The 20,234-nt window shown below is 54.4% G+C and carries 14 protein-coding genes; 4 read left to right on the forward strand and 10 right to left on the reverse strand.

Translation table 11 applies throughout. From position 1 onward, the window contains the following. From H144_RS0114380 to H144_RS0114390, 3 genes are all read right to left on the reverse strand, one after another. Entirely contained in the window at window positions 1–3,438 is a 3,438-nt protein-coding gene (locus H144_RS0114380) for a SusC/RagA family TonB-linked outer membrane protein (protein WP_229207905.1), read from the reverse strand. 209 nt (window positions 3,439–3,647) lie between these two features. Next, the gene (locus H144_RS0114385) at window positions 3,648–4,703 is read right to left on the reverse strand and encodes a FecR family protein (protein WP_019942777.1); all 1,056 of its coding nucleotides are present in this window, start codon (window positions 4,701–4,703) and stop codon (window positions 3,648–3,650) included. A 160-nt stretch (window positions 4,704–4,863) separates the two neighbouring features. After that, on the reverse strand, window positions 4,864–5,442 hold the full coding sequence (locus H144_RS0114390) for an RNA polymerase sigma factor (protein WP_019942778.1): 579 nt from the start codon (window positions 5,440–5,442) through the stop codon (window positions 4,864–4,866). 262 nt (window positions 5,443–5,704) lie between these two features. Between H144_RS0114390 and H144_RS0114395 the strand changes: the two genes are divergently transcribed. Beyond that, window positions 5,705–6,673: a methylenetetrahydrofolate reductase gene (locus tag H144_RS0114395; RefSeq protein WP_026350693.1), complete on the forward strand. Its 969-nt coding sequence runs from the start codon at window positions 5,705–5,707 to the stop codon at window positions 6,671–6,673. A 13-nt stretch (window positions 6,674–6,686) separates the two neighbouring features. Here the strand turns inward: H144_RS0114395 and H144_RS0114400 are convergent, their stop codons facing one another. Continuing rightward, window positions 6,687–7,175 (reverse strand): SRPBCC family protein, encoded by a 489-nt coding sequence (locus H144_RS0114400; protein WP_033402814.1) that lies wholly within the window; start codon window positions 7,173–7,175, stop codon window positions 6,687–6,689. Between the two features lie 132 nt (window positions 7,176–7,307). Between H144_RS0114400 and H144_RS0114405 the strand changes: the two genes are divergently transcribed. Then, the gene (locus tag H144_RS0114405) at window positions 7,308–8,291 is read left to right on the forward strand and encodes a GlxA family transcriptional regulator (protein ID WP_019942781.1); all 984 of its coding nucleotides are present in this window, start codon (window positions 7,308–7,310) and stop codon (window positions 8,289–8,291) included. A gap of 41 nt (window positions 8,292–8,332) precedes the next feature. On the opposite strand, the gene H144_RS0114410 is transcribed toward H144_RS0114405, so the two are convergent. The 6 genes from H144_RS0114410 to H144_RS0114435 all read right to left on the reverse strand — a co-directional run bounded on the left by H144_RS0114410 (window position 8,333) and on the right by H144_RS0114435 (window position 17,354). Then, the gene (locus H144_RS0114410) at window positions 8,333–9,679 is read right to left on the reverse strand and encodes a Gfo/Idh/MocA family protein (RefSeq protein ID WP_019942782.1); all 1,347 of its coding nucleotides are present in this window, start codon (window positions 9,677–9,679) and stop codon (window positions 8,333–8,335) included. Window positions 9,680–9,682: 3 nt separating this feature from the next. Continuing rightward, on the reverse strand, window positions 9,683–10,402 hold the full coding sequence (locus H144_RS0114415; protein ID WP_019942783.1) for a 3-keto-disaccharide hydrolase: 720 nt from the start codon (window positions 10,400–10,402) through the stop codon (window positions 9,683–9,685). Beyond that, window positions 10,402–11,922, reverse strand: a complete 1,521-nt coding sequence (locus tag H144_RS0114420) for a RagB/SusD family nutrient uptake outer membrane protein (protein WP_019942784.1) — start codon at window positions 11,920–11,922, stop codon at window positions 10,402–10,404. Before H144_RS0114420 ends, H144_RS0114415 begins: the two co-directional genes overlap by 1 nt. 25 nt (window positions 11,923–11,947) lie before the next feature. Beyond that, window positions 11,948–15,340 (reverse strand): TonB-dependent receptor, encoded by a 3,393-nt coding sequence (locus tag H144_RS0114425; RefSeq protein ID WP_019942785.1) that lies wholly within the window; start codon window positions 15,338–15,340, stop codon window positions 11,948–11,950. Between the two features lie 290 nt (window positions 15,341–15,630). Beyond that, a complete protein-coding gene (locus H144_RS33290; protein ID WP_019942786.1) occupies window positions 15,631–16,680 on the reverse strand; it encodes a FecR family protein in 1,050 nt (349 codons plus the stop codon). Window positions 16,681–16,790: 110 nt separating this feature from the next. Continuing rightward, window positions 16,791–17,354, reverse strand: coding sequence for an RNA polymerase sigma-70 factor (locus H144_RS0114435; protein WP_019942787.1), 564 nt, complete (start codon window positions 17,352–17,354; stop codon window positions 16,791–16,793). Between the two features lie 216 nt (window positions 17,355–17,570). Between H144_RS0114435 and H144_RS0114440 the strand changes: the two genes are divergently transcribed. Both H144_RS0114440 and H144_RS0114445 read left to right on the forward strand, forming a co-directional pair. Then, window positions 17,571–18,083 carry a TlpA family protein disulfide reductase gene (locus H144_RS0114440; RefSeq protein ID WP_019942788.1) on the forward strand — a complete coding sequence of 171 codons (513 nt, stop codon included), beginning with the start codon at window positions 17,571–17,573 and terminating at the stop codon, window positions 18,081–18,083. A gap of 110 nt (window positions 18,084–18,193) precedes the next feature. Further along, window positions 18,194–20,152, forward strand: coding sequence for a 7TM diverse intracellular signaling domain-containing protein (locus H144_RS0114445; protein WP_229207906.1), 1,959 nt, complete (start codon window positions 18,194–18,196; stop codon window positions 20,150–20,152). The last annotated feature ends 82 nt before the right edge of the window (window positions 20,153–20,234 follow it).

Raw genomic sequence — 20,234 nt, forward strand, 5'->3', positions numbered from 1 at the left:
TTAAAACCCAAGCTGTAAGCCGCAAAGCAATGTCCGGGGCTGGGGCAGCTGCTGGCGGTCGTCGATGCCGCGCGAGAAGATGTAGCTGCCGCCGTTCTGGGTGCTGACCTCGGGGTCGTAACCTTTGTATTTGGTGAAAGTAAGCAGGTTCTGTGCCGCAACGTACACGCGGATGTTGCTGAATACCTTGCCGTTACCGATTCCTGTGATGACGTTGTGCGGCAGGGTGTAGCCCAGTGTCAGGTTACGCACGCGCAGGTAGGCACCACTTTCGAGCCACCAGTCGGAGGGGCGCAGGTTGCCGTCGCCTGTCGCGCTCTGGCCGGCGCGGGGCAGTTCGGCCACGTCACCGGGCTTACGCCATCTTTTCAGGATTTCCGTGGACGCATTATGCCCGGTAGATTCATTGTCGGTCACAAATTTGAATGCATTCAGAATCTTCAAACCCGCTACGCCGGACATGACCACGTTCAGATCGAAGCCTTTGTAATTCGCGCCCGCACTGAAACCGTACACGATTTTCGGGATCGGGTTGCCGAGGATTTTCTGGTCAAGGGCTGTTACCTTCCCGTCGCCGTCGAGGTCTTTGAAAATGAAATCCCCCGGCAACAGGCCGGCCTGGTATTTGGTGGCGGCATCGCCTGCCTGCTCGGCCGCTTTGGCATTCAATGCGTCGATTTCCGCCTGGTCTTTCGCCACGTGATCTACCATATACCCGAAGAATGAACCGATCGCCGAACCGGCGGCCGTGTAGGTGAATGTAGGCAGGTTGCTGAATGCCCCGGCCTGGATCGGTGCGGCGAATTCGCTTCCGAGCGAGTTCACGATGTTTTTGTTGTAGGCCAAATTCGCGCTGACATTATACTGGAAACCGCCTCGCGCCTGGTCGCGGTAACCAACCGAGAATTCTACGCCCTTGTTCTGCGCACTGGCCGCATTGGCATATTTGCTGGGCTGCCCGCCGCTGCCCGACGCCCCGGTACTCCCCGAAACCGGCACGCTCACGAGCAGGCCGGAGCTTTTGCGGTTGTACCAATCTACGGTCACACTCACGCGGTTGCTAAGGAACCCGAGGTCAAGGCCGATATCGGTCTGGTCGGTCGATTCCCATTTGATATCGGGGTTAGATAATGTATTAATGGTTGTTCCGGGGTTAAAACCTTCGTTAGTCCCCAGCGAGTACACGAGATTACCGTTCGGGCTGCCGCTGTAAGTGAGCACGGACGTCACGCCGGTGGTCGGGATGGTGTTGTTGCCCGTGCGGCCGAGCCCGAGGCGCAGCTTGCCGTCGCTGAGGAAGTTCAGGTTGTTTTTGACAAACTCCTCATCCACAAAACGCCACGCAAGGCCCAGCCCGTAGAAATTCCCGAAGCGGTTATTGGCCCCGAAGTTCGAAGCACCGTCGCGGCGGAAGCTCCCGGTAAGGATGTACTTGTCGTTGAATGTGTATCCCAAACGGGCGAAGTACGAGATGACCGACGAGCGCGCATAGCCGTAATTGGAACCCGTAACCGCCTGCGACTGCGCAACGCTGATGTTCTGGATCGCGTCGTTGGGGATTTTGGTACCGGTCGCATTCAGGCCGGACGAATTGCCCGGATCGAGGTAGCTGTTACCGAGCGTGGCCGAAATGCTGTGCCTGCCGAATACCTTGTTATAGGAAAAGTAGTTTTCGAGGGTATAAAACGAATAGTTGCTGAAACCCAACGTAGCCTGCTGCGGGTTGGTCAGGTTGTTGCCTGCCGTATAGCCATATTGGTAGCTGCGGCTTTTACCCCCGCCGATCTCCGCCGAAAACTGCGTGCGAAAGCGCAGGCCTGCGATAATATCCACTTCGGCAAATACCTGCGGGAAGAATACGAAGCCTGTATTCACCGGGTGGTTCAGGTTAATGGCCGCGAGCGGGTTGTTACCATTGCTGAAATCGTCGACATTGGTCGTATTCGAGTAGCCGCCGGGGATATTCGGGTCGTAAATGGGCTTGTAGGGCGCATAGTATACGGCGTCGGAAATGCTGGCCAGCTGGCCATCGTCCTTCGTGTACCGGATGTTCAGGCTTTGTCCCAAATGAAAGCGGCCGAGGGTTTCGTCCAGGGCAAACCGTGCATTGAGCCGGCTGTTGGAGAAGTTCCTGACGATGGCCTGTTGTTTGATATAGCCCAAAGAAAAATTATACGCTACTTTGTCGCTTCCGCCACTGATATTCAGGTCGTTCTGCGATACGAGGCCGGAGCGGAAAATCTTCTTCTGCCAATCGGTCCGATCGGTGGTGGTTTCCGCCGTGTTGAATTTCGCAGGCAATGCCGAATTGGTCGTCGCTGCGAAATCTTTCAGCAGGTCTACGTACTGGGACGCATTGAGCAGGTCCAGCGTTTTCCAGGCTTTGGCTACGCCCCATTGGGTATTGAAATTGATGCGCGGCGCGCCCGATTTGCCCCGGCGCGTGGTGATGATCACCACGCCATTGGCCGCAGCCGATCCGTAAATGGCTGTTGATGAAGCGTCTTTCAGAATGGTGATGTTTTCGATGTCCTGCGTCGCGAGGGTGTTGAACATCGTTTTGCTGCCCTGGATACCGTCTATCACGTACAACGGGTCGACCCCGGTAAACGAGCCGGTACCACGGATGAGGATCTGGGCGTCGGAGCCTGGTGTTCCGTTCGATTGCAGCACCTGCACCCCGGCCGATTTACCGATCAGCAGCTGCGACGGGTTGGTTGCCGTGGTAGCCCCGGCGTCTTTGGACGATACAATATCCACCGAGCCCACCACATCCTGCTTGCGCGAGCTGCCGTAGCCGATGACGACCACTTCGTTGAGCGACTTGTCGTCGGGCGCCATCGAGAGGTTGATCACCGCCCGGTCGCCCGCCGCGATTTCCTGGGTTTTATACCCGACAAAACTGAAAATCAGCACCGGCTCCACCGTGTTCACTTCCAGCTCGAAATTACCGGATGCGTCCGTGAGGGTGCCCAGTTGGGTGCCTTTCAGGCGTACGCTCACGCCCGGTAGCCCGTCGCCGTTTTCGTCGCTCACCTTGCCTTTCACGCTTTGCGCCAGCAGGTCCCGAACCTGCACCGTCAGCTGCCCGGACCCTTTTGTTTGTAGTTCCTTGCTGGCTTTCAGTAGGATACGGCCCGATGGTGTCACCTGGTAGGATATTTGAAGCGGCGCAAGCAGCGCTTGCAGCGCCGTGGCCAGCTTCTGGTTCACAACGTGGATGGCTACCGCGCGTTCTGCGCGTATCGCCTTGTTGCTGTATACGAATTTCACGTTGGCTTTTTGCTCCAACTGGTCGAGCACGGTTGCCAGTTCGGCTTTATCCGCGTGGAGGGTCACGTTTCGTTCCAGCACTTCCTGCGCCTTGCTCACGTGGGAGGCGTAGGTCAGACCGGAAAAAACAACTGAAAAGATCAGCTGGGTTAACGAAATTTTCATGAGCAAGCGGAGCGATGCCCGATTTTTTCGGTATCGGTTTTTTTTCATAGTTTAGACAGGTTTTTTATAACTAATGAATGTCCCGCTGCCGCATCTTGGCGGATTCCCGGCAGCAGGAAAGTACTTGCCGGCAGGATCGCATTCTGCCGGTTTTTTATTGATTGGGATAGGTTTAATGCATGGTTGGGCTGTTTAGGTTAAACATGATTTCAAATGCAGCCGGCCGCCGACACGAGAATGCGCGTGCCCTGGACCTGGTAGGAGCCGTCGTTGGACTGACAAATGAGGTCGAGCTGCTCGAAGAGCGCCATACCCGACAGGTCGCCGGTGAATGTGCACCGGTTCACGGCCTCGCCCGACACGACGATATCTACACCATAAGCGGCTTCCAGCCGGTTGAAAATATCGGGTAATGCGACGTTTTTGTAAATCGCCGCGTGCTGTTCGACGGGCGGAGTGAGCAGCAGGGGTTCGTCTACGAGGCTGGTCATCAAATGCCCGCTTTCTTCGAAATAGGTTACGCGCTGATTAGGCGTCAGGATCACACCCTTATTGAACTGGTGCTTGCCCAGAACTACCGGTTCCGAAGTTTCAATGCGCTCATTTTCAAATACCGAAACCTTCCCGCATACCACTTCCACCTGCATCTGGTGCTGCTCGCCGCCCTCTTTGACCCAGAAACTGGTGCCAAGCACGCGCGTAACGAGCTTGCCGCTGTACACGAAAAAGGGTCGGCGGCTGTCTTTGGTGATCTGGAAAAAAGCGTCGCCTTCGAGCTGCACCTCACGCTTGCCGGCCAGGAACCGGCGGGGGTATACGAGCCGGGCACCGGGGGCGAGCGTTACCTGGCTGCTGTCGCCGAGACTGATCCGCATAGGCCTGGTACTGGTGTTTTCCGAGGAAATGACGCCTTCAGGGCTGGTTTCCACGAACAATGCTTTTTTTGCGACCGGGTCTGAAGAGGTTTTTTTGCCAAAGAAATAGAACAGGCCGAAGGTCAGGAGCGCCACCGCGGCCGCGGATGCATACAGGCGTACCGTGCTGCGCGACAACAGACGGTGTGCTGGCGCCTGCGCCCTGCGGTTGTGCTGAATGGCCGTCCACATTCTGCTTTTCAGTAATGATTTTTCTTCTTCCGTCAGGTCCGACTGGGGCATGCTGCTCCGGACCTGGTCATACCATGCATGGATGCGTTGCTGCTCTTCCGGCGAACATTGTCCGTTCCGGTATTTCAAAAGCAGGTTTTCGATTTCGTTTAGGTTCACTGGTTCGGGGTTGTGTTGGCACAGGCTATACGGCCTGCTTCAACCCCTAAACCGTACAGTGGCCGTCATATCCCTGAATGATTTTAAAATAAATTCGAAAATTTATATGAAATGAGATAATTGGGCCGGAAGTTCTTCTAAAAATGCAAGGGGGAGCGCGTCAGGAGAAGATGCTGAGCAGGAGAACCAGCAGCGTCTCGTTGATGTACTCGCGCACGGCCTTAGAGGCTTTGCTAAGGTGGTATTCGACGGTTTTGTCCGACAGGTTCATGAAGTCGGCAATCTGCCCGACGGTCCAGCTTTCGATACGGCTGAGTTTGAATATCTCGCGGGTTTTTGGGGAAAATGGTTTCAGGCCCTCGTCGATGCTGTGCAGCAGCTCGTTATAAGCCACCTCATCATCGGTACACCGCTCCGATTGGCTAGCAAAAGCCTGATAGTGGGCGAGGTACCGACTTCTGGGCCCGGCTTTGCGGATATGGTCGATCACTTCGAACCGTACTGCGGAAAAAAGGTAAAAATTCAGGGTATTGGTCCGGAGGTTGCGGCGCTCGTTCCAGAGGCGCGTGAAAATGTCCTGCACGATCTCCTCGGCAATGTGCCGCTGGCCCAGTTTGTGAAATGCCGCCTTGTACAGCGGGTACCAGTACTGATCGTAGATCGCCGTAAAAGCCCAGTCATGCCCTTCGCACAAAGCTTCCAGGAGCTGCTGGTCAGAGACATGCGGGCGGTCCGGCATCACGTTCAAGAGGTGTCAAGTTTACATTTTTGGCAAAGTTATATTTTTTAGGTCAATATTTATATTTGAACCAGGGACGGAACCAGCACATTTTCGGGAAAATTACCTGCCGACTTGCCTTTTACTCATTTGTGATCTCCGAAGACACATTTACGGCAGGGTGAACTTTTAAATATGTCGTCGTCGTGATGATTAAAAAAGTTATATTGGCAGATTTTAGAGAAGGAGAAGTCCGGAAAGCCGCAAGTCACATACTTATATCATGTTTTTACAAAAGATTAAATCCAGAGAGTCAGGGGTGGTGCTGTACGGCATTACGCCGCCCAAAGCCGGTACGCCGCCCGAGCGCGTGGCGGAAATCGCCGGGAAAACGATCGAACGCCTTTCGACCCTGGATATAGATGCGCTCGTTGTTTACGATGTGCAGGACGAATCGGCCCGCACGAAGGAGGAGCGGCCGTTTCCGTTTATCAATGCCCTCGATCCGCTGACATTTGCGAAGGAGCATCTCGGGGCATTGCGCATTCCCAAAATCGTTTATCGCCCGGCCGGTAAATTTTCCGCGGACGAACTGTCCGACTGGCTCGATGAAATGCACGCGCACCAATGCTACCCGGTATTCGTGGGTGTTCCCGCGCCCGATTTCCCCGTGAAAACGAGCCTGCCCGAAGCGTATAAAATCTGGGAAAAGCGCCGTGATACTTCCGTGGTAGGCGCAGTAACTATTCCAGAAAGACATAAGGTGCTGAACGACGAGGATGTACGGATGCTTGACAAGATCAACAGCGGCGTGTCCTATTTCATCTCTCAATGCGTGTTCAACCTCGATTATGCCAAACGCGTGATCGAAGATTTCGCCCGCAGCTGCGAGCGCGAGCAGATAGCCCCGCCCGCGATCATTTTCACGATTACCGCCTGCGGATCCGCCAAAACGCTGGATTTCATGGAATGGCTGGGCATTCACGTGCCCGAACAGGTGAAGGAAGAGCTGAAAGGCGCCGACGATATGCTGGAAAAATCGGTGGGCATATGCCTGGAAATCGCCTCGGAACTGACGGCATTCTGCATGGAGCGCAATATTCCGTTCGGCTTTAATATCGAAAGCGTCGCTATTCGTAAAGCGGAGATCGAAGCATCTATTGAAATGACGCGGAAGATCGATCAGATGCTGAGAGAGAAGGGGTTGAGAAAATCGCCGGCAGCGGCGGTGGCCGAGCCAGCGGATAGCTGATAAAAGCCTGGTGCTAATCCTTCATTACCTGCTCCTCATATTCCGTACGGGGCTTGCCGGTAGCGTTGGGACGGCCTTTGCCGGTCTCGATAAATAGCCGGAGGCTGTCGGTGAGGTAGTTTGTCCAGGCGCCTTCGCATATTTCGTAACATTCATTGGCGGGCGTGAGTCCGTGCTGGGTGAATGTTACTTCGGTTTTGCCATCGCTTTGTGCTATTTCAAAAACAATCGTGTCGCCGATCCATTCGCTTTGGTCTTCGGTAAATTTGAAATAATTGTCCAGCACGCGCCAAACCACCTTTTTGTCCGGGACCATTTCCGTGATTTCCATGGTGCAGCGGTGCACGTCCTGAAAATGGTAGTGCCATACCGCACCTTCCCGGTCGGTTTCGCCTTCTACTTCTTCCGACCACCAGCCGCTCACCTGGTTGATCGCCCTGAATGCTTCTGCGGGCGATTTGCCGACCGTAAAGGACACGCTGAAATCCGATGCATTGTTCATAGCCATTGATTTTTTGATTAGGAATAATGCAAAGGTAGTGGCCATATCACCATGCGGGACGGTGCAAAATGGACAACCTGCCGGGTTGATCCGGACAAATCGTTGTGGTAGTTTTGTGAAAACCTGCGATTTATGAAACAAGTGACGATCGTTGTTCCGAAAGGGAACATCAACCTCAGCAGCATTACAGGGAGTTTCGAAATCCTTACCCGCGCAGATCAGTACTGGCAGAAAAAAGGCAACAAGCCGCTCATGCAGGTACACATTGCGGGTTTTATCGACGATCTGAAACTCGGTACCGGCTATTTTTCGCTGACCCCCGCGAACCTCCGCGATATCGCTAAAACCGACCTGATCATTATCCCGTCGCTTTCCTACGATTTCGACCAGGTTTTGCAAGATAACCAGGAGCTTGTCGGCTGGATCAGGGAGCAGTACAAGGGCGGCGCGGAGGTAGCGAGCATCTGCACGGGCGCATTCCTGCTGGCTGCGACGGGCCTGCTCAACGACCGCGTTTGTTCCACGCACTGGAATGCCGCGAATGATTTCCGGCGCCTTTTTCCGAATGTCAACTTGCAGGTAGACAGGCTCATTGCCGCCGAGCCGGGCCTTTACACCAACGGCGGCGCTTATTCCTTTCTGAACCTCATCCTGTTTCTCGTTGAAAAGTATTTCGATCGGGAGGTTGCCGTGTTGTGCGCCAAAATTTTCCAGATCGACATCGAACGGTCCACGCAATCGGTTTTCCTCATTTTTCAGGGCCAGAAAAACCACGGGGACGAACTGATCCGAAAGGCGCAAACCTATCTCGAAGAAAATCTGACGGGTAAAATTTCGTTCGAAAAGCTGGCCGACGATCTCGCCATCAGCCGTCGCAATTTCGATCGGCGTTTTTCCAAAGCCACCGGTAATTCGCCGGTAGAATACCTGCAACGGATGAAAGTGGAGCTGGCGAAAAGCATCCTGGAAAAAGGGCGGAAAAGTATTTTCGAAGTGATGAACGAAGTTGGCTACTCCGATGAAAAGGCCTTTCGGGAAGTTTTTAAGAAGATCTCAGGCGTGTCGCCGCTGGAATACCGTGCCAAATACAGCGGGCGCGGCGTAATTGCCATTTAAAATACGGCCCTGCAAATGTGCATTGGCAGGGCCGTATTACTTTATACCACCGGATCCCAGCCTTTCGCGTACTCGCGCGACCAGAGCTTTTCGGCTTCCTTATCCCCGATAATATGCCCGTTTTTCGGGTCGATTTTCAGGTCGCGGCCGACGCGCCAGGCGATATTGCCGAGCTGCATCGCCACCACGCTCTTGAAGCCCAGTTCGACGTCGCAGTTGGGTTTGCGGTTATTGCGGATCGCGTCGAGGAAATCGGCCACGTGGAGGTTGTCCATGCCGAGGCTCGGGCTGGCGAGGTTGCGGCCTTGCATACCGGCGTCTTCGGTAGGGGAGTTCACTTCCTTAATGAGCTTGCCGTCGAGGTCGTACACCTTGTAGCTGTCGCCGCCGGTATCTAGGCTCCCGTTTTCACCGTAGAAAATGATCCCGCGGTCCTGGCCTTCTATTTTACGGCCATTGGAGCTCCGCGATTCCCAGATCAGCGAAACGCGGCCGGGGTAATCCATCGCGATCACCTGCGTGTCGGGCGTTTCCCAATCGTCTTTGAACTCGTACCGCCCGCCGATGGAACTCACACGGGTAGGAAAGTCGACGCCCAGGCCCCAGCGTGCCACATCCACCTCGTGCGTGCCGTTGTTGAGCGCTTCGCCGGTACCCCAGTGCCAGAACCAGTGCCAATCGTAATGGATCAGGCCCTCTTTATAGGGCATGCGGGGCGCAGGGCCCTGCCACAGTTCATAGTCGAGCCAGGAAGGCACGGTGCCGGGTTTGAGGTAAGTGGCCTTTCTTTTATTGGTATACCAGGTTTTGGCCAGGTACACGCGGCCAATAATGCCCTGGTGCAATTGCTTGATGCCTTCCGTGAGCACGGGCGCGGACCTGCGCTGCGCGCCCATTTGCACTACGCGCTTGTACTTGCGCGCCGCCTCGATCGCCAGCTCGCCCTCGCGGGGATTGTGGCTCAATGGCTTCTCCACGTACACGTGCTTGCCCGCCTGGCAGCCCATAATGGTCAGCGGCGCGTGCCAGTGGTCGGGTGTTGCCGTGTAAATAGCGTCGATGGATTTGTCTTCGAGTACCCTGCGAAGGTCCTTTTCAGATTTGGGTGTCAATTTTTGCTTGGCATCCATCACGGCCTGGATAGCTTTCGGAATGGCCCGCTCGTCCACATCGCACACGATACCTACCTCTGCATTCTTCTGCCCGGCAAATGTGCCGCTCATGCTTCTGCCGCGGCTGTTGACACCGATCGTCGCGACGCGGATGAGGTCGTTGGCACCGATAATGCGGTTATAGCTTTTCGCACTGAAACCCATAGCCGTACCGCCGATGGCAATGCCCAGCGAACCTGCGGCAGTGGTTTTTAGAAATTCACGTCTGTTTGCCATGACTTATAATGCTTTGATTTTAATGTTTTTGAATGAAACCTCTGCCCCGTGCTCCTGCAACAGGATGTGGCCCTTATCCACCGACCCGAATGCCGGCACCGCCTTGCTGAACTTACTAAGTGCCACAGCATCGGTATATACCTTTCCGGTACGGGTAAATTCGAGGATCTTGACGCCGTTCAGGTAGTGCTGCACGTTTTTGCCCTTGGCGACAATGCGCAGGGTGTTCCACCGGCCCGGCGCATTCACCTTCTTTCTGGATTCGTCGGGCTGCATCACGTCGTAGAAAGACCCGGTAAGGTGGTTGGCCTTCTTGTTGTCCTCGGCGAGCTTGTCGTCCAGGATCTGGTATTCGAAACCCAGGTTGCCGCCCTGGTCATATTTGGTGAAAAAGTATTTCAGCCCGCTGTTGCCTTCCGGGGCGATGTTGAAATCGGCTTTCAGGTCGAAGTCGGCGAATTCGCCGATGCTGACGATATCGCCGCCCTTTCCGTCCTTTTTCGTTGAGAGCGTGCCGTTTTTGACTTCCCAACCGGCCGGTACGGGTTTGCCGGCGGCAGTTTCCCAGCCTTTGGTGGAAGTGCCGTCGAAGAGCAGCACCCAGCCTTCTTTCTTTTCTTTCGGAGTGAGCGTGTTGTCCTTTTGGGCGAAAGCGGCCGGGACGAGCATCCAGGCCAGCATTCCGCCCGCCAGCACGCGTAGCATTTTGGATTGCATGGACATTAGTAACCAGGGTTTTGTTTAATTTTTTCGGGATTGGACTGGATCACCTGCAACGGGATCGGGAATAGCAGCATATTGTCGCTCCATGTGGCCGGGTTGAAGCCGTTCTGTTCCTTCTGTTCCTGGCTCATGACGGCCTTCGCGCGCTCGGTGCGCACGAGGTCGAACCAGCGATGGTTTTCGAATGCCAGCTCCACGCGGCGCTCTTTCTCGATCGCCAGCAGAAAGTCGGCGTCGGAGGTGAATGCAGCGTAGTCGGGCAATGCACCTGCTCCGGCACCTGCACTGCTGCGGGCGCGCTGGCGGATCTTGTTCAGGTAGAGGAGGGCCGTGGATTGCTGCTTGCCCTGGCGCACGAGCGCTTCGGCGTACAGCAGGTAAATGTCGGCCAGGCGCAGTTCGGGCCAGTTGTTATCATTGTCGGGCGTAACCGAAAACGACACGTCGTAATACTTTTTGACAAACTTCTCATTGACCTGCTGCCCGCCGGGATCGGAGACATAGCCGTCGGCCATGGAAATGGCTTTGCGCGGGTCGCCTTTCTCGTAAGCCGCCGACATGGAAGGGGTAGGGGCATTGAAGCCCGATTTATCACCGACGGGGATCACTTCCTTGTTTGAGAAACGGGGCGCGAAATCGTTGCTCCACGGGCTGCCTGTCACGATCGGTGCCGGTCCGCCTTTTTTATATTGTACTTCAAAAAGGGATTCGGCACTGTTCTCGTTTTTAACATCGAATACCGCCCTGTAATCGCTCAAAAGTGAATATTGCGGGTTATTGATCACTTCCAGCGCCTTGGCTTCGGCCAATGCGTAATGCGATGCGCCTTTTTTGAGCGGGTAGCCCGCCATGAACATATATACTTTCGAAAGCAGGCCTTTTGCGCCGCCCAGGGTCACACGTCCGCGGTCGCCCGTCGCGTAGGTGGCGGGCAGGTTGGCCTCGGCAAATTTCAGGTCTTCGACGATGAAATTGTAAATCTCTTCCACCGGTGCCCGGCCCAGGGTATAGGCTTCCTGCACGGAAATCTGCTTGTCGACCTTCGGAACGTCCCCGTAAATCCGCACGAGCCAGAAATACACCAATGCACGCAGGAAACGCGCTTCTGCTTTGTATTGGTTTTTCAGCTTCTCGTCGCGGAAAGTCACGTCGTCGATCTTGTCGAGTACGATGTTGCTGCGCAAAATGGTGACGTAGCTGCGGTTCCAGAGGTTGAGAATGTTCTGGTTATCCGACAGCAGCACGTCCCCGAAGTTGTCGATCGACGTCATGTCCTTCGAACTGCCCGGCACCCACGAGAATGTCGTATTGTCGGAGCGGATCTCGCCCGTGTAAATATAGAGCTGATTGTATAAATCGCGCAGGGACGAGTAGGGCGACATGACCGCCTGGTTCATGTCCTGCTCGGTTTTGTAAAAGTTACCCGCATTCATATCGGAAATAGGTTGCAGGTCGATGAAGCTTTCCTTGCACGACAGCGACGCCGCGACGAGGAAGGCAGCTAAAATATATCTTTTCATACGAATGAATTTTACCGGAAAATGATCAGAATGTTACATTGAGGCCCGCTATGACGGTTCGTGCGGCCGGGTAGCCCAGGTAATCGCCGCCGCGCGAGAGGCCATTGCCTTCGCTGCTCGTTTCGGGGTCGAAGCCGGGGTATTTGGTGAAAGTGTACAGGTTCTGGCCCGTCACATACACGCGCAGCGAGCGCACCTTGATCTTTTGCAGCATTTCACCGTCGAAATTATAGCCCAGTGACACATTGCGGATGCGCAGGAACGATCCATTCTCTACCCAGTAGCTCGAAGGCTCTTTCTGCAAGCCTTTCGGGTCGCGGTTGGCGCGCAGGATATCGCCCGAACCCGGCTCGTCTTCCGACCGCCAGCGGTCTTTCAGCTTCGCGCGGCCATTACGGTCGCCGTGGTAAATACCGATCATCCGGTTGAAAAAGCTGAACAGTTTGGCGCCTTGCGAGCCGGTGAGCTGCACATTCAGGTCGAAGCGCTTGTAGGAAAAGTCGTTTCCGAAGCCGTAGATAAACTTCGGCTGGTTGCTGCCGAGGAATGTCTTGTCGGCGGCGGTGATCTGGCCGTCTTTGTTCACGTCCACATAGCGCGGGTCGCCGGGGCGGTCGTTGGCGAGGTGCGGCGCGGCATCGAGTTCCGCCTGGTTTCTGAACACACCGTCGTATTGGTAACCGAAATAGGTGGCGATAGGCTGGCCCACCGTCGTAATGAAGGTGTTGTTGGCATTAGGCGCGCCGGCGTAAATTGGCCGGGCGTCGGGGCCGAGTGCCAGCACTTTGTTCCTGTTGAAGGAAATATTGAAATCCGTCGACCATTTGAATGCGCCCACCGTGTTGCGCGTGCGGACGAGGTATTCCATCCCCTTGTTCTGTACTTTTCCGATATTTTGGAGCTGTGTCGCATAGCCGCTGATGGTCGGTACGGGTACATCCAGGAGCAAATCCACGGATTTACTATTGTAAAAATCAGCTTCCAGGCGTATACGGTCACGGAAGAGGCCCAGTTCGAGGCCCAGGTTCCATTGCATGGTTTTCTCCCATCCGAGGAAGGGGTTAGGATAATTCAAAGGGTTCACCGCATTCACGAGGGTGTTGTTCAGCGGATAGTAGTTCACGCCGGTCCGTGCGATGGCGTCGTAGTTACCGATTTTGTTGTTACCCACCAAACCCCAGCTTCCGCGGATTTTGAGGTCCGAAATCTGACTTACATTCTGCATGAATGCCTCGTTGCTCACGCGCCAGCCCACCGACGCCGAAGGGAATGTGCCCCATTTGTTCTCCGAGCCGAAGCGGGACGAGCCGTCGCGGCGGATACTGGCCGAGAACAGGTATTTATCGTCGTAAGAATAGGTAAGGCGGCTCAGGTAGGAGATGAGCGAGTTGCGGTATTCGGTGCTGGTACCACCCACGATCTGCCCGGCGCTTAATGTGCGTACCGCGTCGTTCGGGAAGTTCTGCGCACGCAGCTGATTATATTCGCCGAACGATTTCTGGGCCGTATAGCCTGCGAGCAGATTGACATTATGCTTTTCGGAAAATGTTTTCGACCAGGTCAAGGTGTGCTCGTTCAGCCAGTTTCCGCCCAGCCAGGTTTCGCTGCGGCCGTTCGCAATGCGCGGCGCGCGGGAGCCGTCGGTATCGACAAATGATGGCTGGTAATATTTCAACCGGCGGTTTTCCAGGTTGGCATTCAGGCTGACGCGGTATTTTAGTCCCGGAATGAGCTCATATTCAGCATATACCGAGCCGATTACGGCGTTCTTTTTTGTGAAATTCGTTACGTTTTCGGCAATGCTCACCGGGTTGGCCACGTCGCCCGCCCAGATTTCCGGGTTGCGTACCTGGGAGCCGTACGTGCCGTCCGCATTGCGGAGCGGGTAAATCGGCGGCAGGTACAGTGCGTAGGCGAGCGGACTGTCCTTGCCGTTGGCGAGGTCGTTATTTTCGGAGTAATAGGAGCTTACTGCCACGCCCAGTTCCAGCTTTTTGGTCACATTGGTCGTGATATTCGCCCGGAGGTTATAGCGTTTGAAATCGGTGTTGATCAGAATGCCCTGCTGGTTGGTATAACTTCCCGACACGGCATAGCGCACTTTCTCCGATCCGCCGTTCACCGACAGCTCGTGTTTCTGGGTCGATGCATTGCGGAAAATTTCGTCCTGCCAGTTGACATCCGGGAATTTGGACGGGTCGTTAAATGCTTCCGGTATAATGTAAAAGTTGGAATTTGTGTATTTGGACCGCATTTCGTTGCTGTCGTGGATCGTGTGCGCCGGGTCGCCGGGCATCGGCGTGCGGTCGAGCCAGGCCTGGTTGTGACCGTCCTTGAAAAACTCGATATACTCTTTGGTATTCATCATATCGATCTTCCGCGCCACCTGCTGCATGCCGAAAAAGGTATTGAAAGAAACCGTCGGAGCACCCGCGCTGCCTTTTTTCGTTGTGATGATGACAACGCCGTTGGCACCTCTGGAACCGTAAATGGCCGTCGAGGAAGCATCTTTCAGTACCTGGATGCTTTCGATATCGGAGCTGTTCACGAGCGAGAACGCGCTGCTGTCGATCGGGTAGCCGTCGATCACGTACAGTGGCGAGCTGCTGGCCGAAATGGAACCCGTACCGCGGATGCGGATGCTCAGGCCTTCGCCGCCCGGCGCGCCGTTGGTTTGCTGTACCTGCACGCCTGCCATCTGGCCAACCAATGCTTCCCCATAGGAGACGGAAGCCTTGCTTTTCAGCTTATCCGCGGATATAGTAGCCACGGCGCCCGTCAGGTCGCCTTTTTTCAATGCACCGTAACCGATCACCACTACCTCGTTCAGTGCCTTGCTATCCACTTTCATCGCCACGTCGATCACGCTCTGGTTACCCACCGTAATCTCCTGAGATACGTACCCGACAAATGACAACACGAGCACCGACTGTGCCCCGCTCACCTCGATCGAGAACTTGCCTTCGATATCCGTCACCGTGCCCCGCTGCGTACCTTTTTCCACCACGCTCACACCGGGCAGGCCGGCCCCTTTTTCATCGGTAACCCGCCCCGTTACCGCCGCCTCCGCTTTTCGGGCCGTTTCCGACCCGGACACGTTTCCCGATTGCAGCAGGATTTGCCCGCCTACGAGCCGGTAGGAAATATTATGCGGCCGCAGCACGAGGTTCAGCACTTCGGAAAGCTTCCGGTCGGTAACGGAAATGCTCACTTTGCGCTCGGCCTGGATCGTGTTGGAACTGTACACGAACTTGACGCTCGCCATGTTTTCGATCCGGTCGAGCACTTTGCTGAGCTCCTGGTTGTCGGCTTTGATCGAAATGGAATGGTCGAGCAGGTCCTGCGTGCGTACCTCGCGCGCGAAACCGATCGTTACGGCCAGCCCGATCAGCAGGGATTGGAGTAGGGTTATCCTCATAATATGTCGCAGCAGAGGATGTCTGAGTATTGGTTTTTTCATTAAGTTTGAATGTTTTGTTAAGGTTTTCAGAAAAGTTTGGCAAAACCCCTCCCGTTCATCTTCGCAGATGAGGACCCGGCCAGGTTCAGAGAGGGTATGGGAGTCGAAAGTGGTGTCAACACATTCGGCTCTTTTTCTTTTTCAGGGGGTGTGGGTCAATGCATAGGCGGTGTCAAAAAGGTTAAAGGGTTTAGGTTCTGCGTATGAAATCGTTCAGGAATAGTGTTTCGGTTTTAGTTTAATGCTTTTTAGCGGCAGCCCTTGCCGTCCAGGAATATCTTCGTGCCTTTAATGCTATACGTCGCATTCACCGACGCCGCGATCAGTGCGAGCTGTGTGAACAGGGGTTGACTGTTAATATCGGCTGTGAAAAGGCAGTTTTTCAGCCGCTCGTTGGCCAGCACAATGTCGATCCCATAGGCTTGTTCCAGCGTTTGCGCAACCGTGCTCAGGCGGGCGTCGTCGAACACGAATGCATTTTTATAAACCTCATCCGCGATCGGCGTTTTCACGAGCACGGCGGTAAACTGTTTCGTATCCGGCGTGTATTTCACGCGCTGGTTTCGGCCCAGTACCACGCCGCCCGTCAGGTTGCCGGCACGGGCTTCTTTTTCCTTATCCTTTTGGAATACAGATACTTTTCCGGTTACGACCGATACTTCCACAGCCTTGTCGGCTTCCGTGCGGTTGACCCAGAAACTCGTTCCGAGCACTTTCGTCGTGACCTCGCCCGTATACACGAGGAATGGCTTGCGCTCATCCCGGGCGACTTCGAAAAATGCCTTGCCTTTCAAATATATTTCACGCTTATCGCTTTGAAAATCAGTTGGGTATTCGATGGTGCTTTGCGGTTGCAGGCTTACGCGCGAGCCGTCGGGCAGCAATACCCACATGGGCGCTGCGGTGGAATTGGTTTTAGCAACGAGGTTAGCGAGCGTCTCACCGGCCGCCAGCTTCCCCGGGCGACCGTTTTGCCGGCTAACCCATTGATAGCCCCCGAATGCCGCCAGCATAAGCACCACGGCCGCCGCCCAGCGCCATTTGATGAAGAAATGCAGCGGCTTGCTTTCTGCCATCGGCATTTCCGTCGTTTTCAGCACGATTTTGGTATCCAAACCGGACCGTGAACGGATCGCATTCCATAACCTGGCCTCAGTCAGCTCCGAAGTCGCGCCGGCGAGGTCCTCCGCGTCGACGTCAATCAATGCGAACCACTGGTCCACCAGTCGGGCTTCCCTTTCCGTGCATTCACCGGAGCGGTAACGGGTCAGTAACTGATGAAAATGACGTTTGTTCATATCGGTTGAGTGGTTTAGGTAGAAGACTGAAAAAGCGGCCTGTACCGCAAAATGGAGAAGAAAATATTTGAATATTTATATTAAATGAGCCGATTTTGCCCAAACATTCTTTAAAATTTACCAGATACCAATATGGCCGCCACCGGGAGGATGAAATCTTTGAGCAGTTTTTTGAGCGTGCGCAATGCTTGTGTAATGTGGTATTCCACGGTACGCTCTGGCATACGGAGCAGGGACGCAATCTGCCTCACCGTATTGCCTTCGAACCGGTTCAGGACGAATATCCGGCGTGTTTTTTCGGGTAGCTGCCCCACGGCCTGCTGCATGGCCTGTTCGAGCTCGTCGAGGAAAAGCGGATAATCAGGCTCGCTGGGCGAATCCACATCGTCGAGGGCGGTAAATGCCTTTTCCTTGAAATGATCGATAATGCGGTTGCGAACGGCGGTGAAAAGGTAGCTTTGAAGGTTGCCTACTTGCAGCGATACCCTTTTTTCCCAAAGCACGACAAAAAGCGCCTGGACGATCTCTTCGGCGGCGTCGGTATCGCGCGTTTTGGTGTAGGCAAAATCGTACAAACGCTGCCAGTACCGGCGGTAAATCTCCTCGAAAGCGTGGGGATCGTCACTTCCGAGGCGGTCCAGGAGTTGTGCATCGTCCGGAAGTAAGGGTTGCATGGGTAATGGTACTGGAATGGTTCGGTTTCGGCTCCGGTCGTTTTCCGACCGCTTGCGCTTAATAAGTGCGTTTGCAAAAATTCATACTTGCAGCGCCTTTCAATAGACGGTGAAACCGGAGACTTGCCCACTGTCGTTTGGCATATTTTTCCTGCATTCAGCAATGACAAGCCACTGTGGCCGTGTTGTTTTTTCATGTAAACAAACGAATGGAGTATGAGATCGTATCGTAAAATGTTGGCCGGGCTGCTGTTAGGCATGGTGGCCTGTTCCTGGGCGGCGGGCCAGGAGGCACCCGCCGAATTACCTTCTGCTGAAATTTCCGACATGAATGGGAAAATTGTCAACACGGCCAGCATCGCCCATCCGGGCGCCAACCTGCTTATCCTGACCTGGGAATCGGAATCGAAAGGTGCTGTGCTGGCCCTGGACGCGATGACGCTGCTGAAAGACACGATCGCGAACAAGACCAAAACGAAGGTGATCATGATCAATTTCGATCCGGCCGCCGATGCTAAAAAAGTGGAAGCCATGCGGAAGGAACACCAATGGACCTTCGAAAATTATCTCGATCCGAATGGTGAATTCAAGCGGGCGGCGGCCATTTCTTACCTGCCGGTCATTCTGGTGGTCGACCAGAACAACAAGATCGTGTACCGTAAAGCGGCATTTTACCTGGGCGACGAGCAAGTTATCCTGCAAGAGCTGCAAAAGCTGAACCCGCGTTAAAGAAGATATGGCCGGTCGGGGAAAACTGAAAGGGGGGCAAAAAGCGTTATCCTGATCTTAACCAATTTCCCCGACCGCCCGGCCCCGCGCCGGCTTCATACGCAGGATTCATGACACAACTGTTACGCATTTCGGCCTCATTAAAACACGCGAAAAGAATTCTGATCGCGATGTTGCTGATAATTAGTGCTTTGGGTCACGTTGTTGCGCAGCGGGCTTTGAAAATTACCGATTCGGAGGACCAGCACATTTTCACGGGACCGGAAATCCAGTCGTTGGAAGACAAGGCCGGTACCTATTCGCTGAGCGATGTGCTGTCGCCGGCATTGAATGCACGCTTTCGAAGCAACGCCACGAACACGCCGCAGAATTATAACCTGAAATCGACCTATTGGTTCAGGATTAAAATCAGGCACGATCCCGACAGCCGCAAAAACTGGATACTGGAATTTTTCGATCAGACGATCGACGACATTACCGCGTATCTGCCCGATGAAAACGGCCGGTACGTCGAACACCGCATGGGCGATCAGCTGCCGTTTAAAAACCGGGAGTACTCGCACAAAAACTTTGAGCTGAACATTGCCAATGCTTCGGCCTACGACGGCACCTACTATTTCCGTGTGAAGTCGCACCAGACGGCCGACGCGATCATCGTCCTCAGGTCGGTAAACCGCTTCATTCAATATGCGCTGGACGAGTACTTTATTTTCGGCATATTTTACGGTATGGTACTGGTTTTCAGCTTCTACAACCTGATGATGTACCTGGCTGTGCGGCAGGTGCAGTACTTGTATTACGTACTTTACAACCTCTGTGTGGGCTTGTTCGAAATGTGCGTGGATGGCATTGCGTACCAATACCTGTGGCCCAACGCGCCCGAATGGAACCAGTACGCCTACGGCATTGCCTTGTACGGTATCAGCATTTTCGCCCTGCAATTCACTCGTACGCTGCTTTACACGCATAAAAAGGCCCCGCGTCTCGACCGTTTCATTATTTTGGTCATGGTATTGCGGACGGTCTTTTTCGCGGTATGCTTCGCGGTGGATACCAATTGGTTCAGCTACAAATTCGTGGAACTGGTGCCGCTCGCCGTCGCTTTTTACACCGGGATTTACATTTACCGGCAGGGTTACCATCCGGCGCGCTTCTTCGTATTGGGCTATGCGTTCCTTTCCATCGGGTTTATTCACAAATTGCTGCTCATGCTGCACGTGGAAGGCCTCAACTTCGGCGTGATCACTTATTATAGTCTCAGCATTTGCTTTGTTATTGAAATGATATTCCTCTCTTTCGCGATCGGCGACAAGGTGCGCGTGCTTAAAAAGCGCAAGGAAAGGGCGCAGCGGCAGATGATCCAGCAAATGAAGCAGAACGAGGCATTGAAAGATTCGCTGAACAGCAGGCTGGAAGCCGAGGTGGAAGAACGGACCCGCGAGGTAGTGGAGCAGTCGGCGATCATCGAAGCGCAGAACCAGGAGCTGACGCAGGTGAATACACTGTTGCAGCAGCAGAAGGAGGAAATCCTGCAAATGAACCTGCTGCTCGAAAAGGATAACGAGGTATTGCATACGAATGTCGTTAAGGTGACGCAGGCGCGGGTTATGTCGGCGGAGGTGGATTTCGAGGAGTTCAGCAAAATTTACCCGGATAACGACAGCTGTTTCAAATTCCTGGCGGGTATGAAATGGGGCAACGACACCGCCGCCGACCACTATGAATGCCGCAAGTGCGGCCACGACCATTACTTCCACGGGCATGCGCCGTACAGCCGGCGCTGCGCCAAATGCGATTACGACGAGTCGGTGATTTCGCATACCATTTTCCAGAATACCCGCATTCCCATCAACAAGGCCTTTTACATGGTTTTTCTCATGTACACGACCAAAGGGAAAATCTCTTCCCACAAGCTATCCGAAATCCTCTCGATCCGCCAGGGTACATGCTGGGCCTATGCCAGCCGGATCAAGAAAGTGATGCAGGACCGGCGCAAGGAAATAGCCGCTTCCAAAACGGGAGAGGGATGGAGCCTGCTGGTACTGGACCACGCCCTCGAAACGGCCTGACGACTCCCCCCGCTCCGCTGCACTGCATTTTCCATGATTGCCCCCAACGGCATTGGTGGGCGATGGGTGCAATTTTTTTATA

The sequence above is a fragment of the Dyadobacter beijingensis DSM 21582 genome (assembly GCF_000382205.1).
Classification (GTDB): Bacteria; Bacteroidota; Bacteroidia; order Cytophagales; family Spirosomataceae; genus Dyadobacter; species Dyadobacter beijingensis.